The organism is Rhizobium sp. TH135, from assembly GCF_002855515.1.
Taxonomy (GTDB): domain Bacteria; phylum Pseudomonadota; class Alphaproteobacteria; order Rhizobiales; family Rhizobiaceae; genus Allorhizobium.
In genome coordinates, this window is the sequence record NZ_PKRP01000013.1 from 1 (window position 1) to 3,714 (window position 3,714).

Here is a 3,714-nt window from a genome sequence, read left to right on the forward strand (position 1 = left end):
GTGGTTGCGGGGGCAGGATTTGAACCTGCGGCCTTCAGGTTATGAGCCTGACGAGCTACCGGGCTGCTCCACCCCGCGCCAAGAGCGTAACAACTGAAGTTGTAACGCTTAAGAGATTGTACCAAGCAAAAAGGACCGCTTGATGCGGCCCTAAGATTTCGGCTTGGGCCGATGTTGTGTTGAGAAGATTGTTTTTCAGCGTTTTTAGCTGAGAACATTGCCTTTAGCAGACCTGGCAGCGACCTACTCTCCCGCGTCTTGAGACGAAGTACCATTGGCGCTGGGGCGTTTCACGGCCGTGTTCGGAATGGGAACGGGTGCAGCCACCCCGCCATGACCACCAGGTCGGCTAAGGGCAATGTTTTTGAGAAGCTGGTGAGGCGAACCTCTTTTTGATGAACACGTATTTGGCATCATCGCCCGTTTTGTTCGGGCCGATGAGCATGGTCAATGAGAACGATCAAGCCAATCGGGCTATTAGTAACGGTAAGCTTCACTCATTACTGAGCTTCCACACCCGTCCTATCAACGTGGTAGTCTTCCACGGCCCTGATAGGGAATACTCGTTTTCAGGTTGGTTTCCCGCTTAGATGCCTTCAGCGGTTATCCATTCCATATATAGCTACCCTGCTATGCCGTTGGCACGACAACAGGTCCACCAGAGATATGTCCATCCCGGTCCTCTCGTACTAGGGACAGATCCTGTCAATATTCCTACACCCACGGCAGATAGGGACCGAACTGTCTCACGACGTTCTGAACCCAGCTCACGTACCGCTTTAATTGGCGAACAGCCAAACCCTTGGGACCTGCTCCAGCCCCAGGATGCGATGAGCCGACATCGAGGTGCCAAACAACCCCGTCGATATGGACTCTTGGGGGTCATCAGCCTGTTATCCCCGGCGTACCTTTTATCCGTTGAGCGATGGCCCTTCCACACGGGACCACCGGATCACTATGACCGACTTTCGTCTCTGCTCGACTTGTCAGTCTCGCAGTCAGGCGGGCTTATGCCATTGCACTCGACGACCGATTTCCGACCGGTCTGAGCCCACCATCGCGCGCCTCCGTTACTCTTTCGGAGGCGACCGCCCCAGTCAAACTACCCACCATACACTGTCCCGGATCCGGATGACGGACCGCGGTTAGACATCCATGACGATAAGGGTGGTATTTCAAGGATGGCTCCACAGAAACTGGCGTCCCTGCTTCAAAGCCTACCACCTATCCTACACATGCCGACACGAATGCCAGTGTAAAGCTATAGTAAAGGTGCACGGGGTCTTTCCGTCTGACCGCAGGAACCCCGCATCTTCACGGGGAATTCAATTTCACTGAGTCTATGTTGGAGACAGCGGGGAAGTCGTTACGCCATTCGTGCAGGTCGGAACTTACCCGACAAGGAATTTCGCTACCTTAGGACCGTTATAGTTACGGCCGCCGTTTACTGGGGCTTCGATTCAAAGCTTGCACCTCTCCTCTTAACCTTCCAGCACCGGGCAGGCGTCAGACCCTATACGTCGTCTTGCGACTTCGCAGAGCCCTGTGTTTTTGATAAACAGTCGCTACCCCCTGGTCTGTGCCACCCCATCATACTTGCGTACAAAGGGGTCACGCTTCTTCCGAAGTTACGCGTGCAATTTGCCGAGTTCCTTCAACATAGTTCTCTCAAGCGCCTTGGTATACTCTACCTGACCACCTGTGTCGGTTTCGGGTACGGTCTGTACGGTGGAGCTATTTCCTGGAACCGCTTCCCCGCCCAGACAATCCAATAAGTCTGAACGAGTTACGCAATCCGTCACTACCACCAGGCCCACGAATATTAACGTGGTTCCCATCGACTACGCATTTCTGCCTCATCTTAGGGGCCGGCTAACCCTGCTCAGATTAACTTTAAGCAGGAACCCTTGGTCTTTCGGCGAGGGGGTCTCTCACCCCCTTTATCGTTACTCATGTCAACATTCGCACTTCCGATACCTCCAGGGCCCCTCACGGGTACCCCTTCACAGGCTTACGGAACGCTCCGCTACCACGTGGATAAATCCACATCCTCAGCTTCGGTGCATGGCTTTAGCCCCGTTACATTTTCGGCGCAAAGACCCTTATTTAGACCAGTGAGCTGTTACGCTTTCTTTAAATGATGGCTGCTTCTAAGCCAACATCCTGGTTGTTTTGGGATCCTCACATCCTTTCCCACTTAGCCATGACTTGGGGACCTTAGCTGGAGGTCAGGGTTGTTGCCCTCTTCACGACGGACGTTAGCACCCGCCGTGTGTCTGCCGACTAGTACTCCCAGGTATTCGGAGTTTGGTTAGGATCAGTAAGACGGTGAGTCCCCATAGCCCATCCAGTGCTCTACCCCCTGGGGTATTCGGTCGACGCTCTACCTAAATAGATTTCGCGGAGAACCAGCTATCTCCGAGTTTGATTGGCCTTTCACCCCTAGCCACAAGTCATCCCAATCTATTGCAACAGATGCGGGTTCGGCCCTCCAGTTGGTGTTACCCAACCTTCAGCCTGCTCATGGCTAGATCACTCGGTTTCGGGTCTAATGCAACTAACTAAATCGCCCTATTCAGACTCGCTTTCGCTGCGCCTACACCTACCGGCTTAAGCTTGCTAGTTACACTAAGTCGTTGACCCATTATACAAAAGGTACGCCGTCAGGCTTGCGCCCTCCGACTGCTTGTAGGCATCCGGTTTCAGGTTCTATTTCACTCCCCTTGTCGGGGTGCTTTTCACCTTTCCCTCACGGTACTTGTTCGCTATCGGTCATGCACGAGTACTTAGGCTTGGAGAGTGGTCTCCCCATGTTCAGACAGGATTTCACGTGTCCCGCCTTACTCTAGGACAATGAGTGTTCTACGCTTACGGGGCTATCACCCACTATAGCCAGGCTTTCCAACCTGTTCAGCTTTATTCCTCATTGCCACTGGCCTGGTCCGCGTTCGCTCGCCACTACTTGCGGAGTCTCGGTTGATGTCCTTTCCTGCAGGTACTTAGATGTTTCAGTTCCCTGCGTTCGCTTCTAACCCCTATGTATTCGAAGGTTAGATACCTTATCACAATGCTTGGAAACCCAAGCCGATCTTGCGATCAGTTTGGATTCTCCAAGCATTTAAGGTGGGTTTCCCCATTCGGATATCCATGGATCAAAGCTTATTCGCAGCTCCCCACGGCTTTTCGCAGCGTATCACGTCCTTCTTCGCCTGTGCATGCCAAGGCATCCACCAAATGCCCTTACGACACTTAATCGTTCTCATTGCCAATGCTCATCTATAGCTCGACCAGACCTTGAGGTCGGATCCAGCAATCCGGCTACCTTTTACAACCAGACCATTCAGATGCCATCGACGTGTTCGACAAGTCTGCTTTATTGGAGCTACGCCGAGCAGCTCACTTGCAGCTTGTCTTTAAGACCAGCTTCTCGAGATTAAATCCGGTACCGCGCGGTCAGGCAACGGTAATCCGATCATTCATCAGACGAGGCCCGAAGGCCACGAACAACGAACAATCCAGAGCGACAAGCTTCCTACCTACCTCCAGTCCTTCACCAGGTTCAGGCCGGCTAGGCCCTCACAAGGATCATCAGAACTGGGCTCGGACATGGGATAAATCCCATACCTGGAAGCCTCCAGATCAATCTTCTCTTCACAATGTATGCAGAACAGGCAGCACTCATTCGAGTGATGCAAACTTTTATTTCTTCAAAGG

1 tRNA gene and 2 rRNA genes are annotated in these 3,714 nt (G+C 52.7%); all 3 read right to left on the reverse strand.

Annotated features, from left to right (window positions below):
- Position 1 precedes the first annotated feature (1 nt).
- The 3 genes from C0V73_RS22920 to C0V73_RS22930 all read right to left on the reverse strand — a co-directional run bounded on the left by C0V73_RS22920 (position 2) and on the right by C0V73_RS22930 (position 3,255).
- Positions 2-78, reverse strand: a tRNA-Met gene (locus C0V73_RS22920).
- A gap of 152 nt (positions 79-230) precedes the next feature.
- A 5S ribosomal RNA gene (gene rrf, locus C0V73_RS22925) occupies positions 231-345 on the reverse strand.
- Between the two features lie 111 nt (positions 346-456).
- Positions 457-3,255, reverse strand: a 23S ribosomal RNA gene (locus tag C0V73_RS22930).
- Positions 3,256-3,714 lie beyond the last annotated feature (459 nt).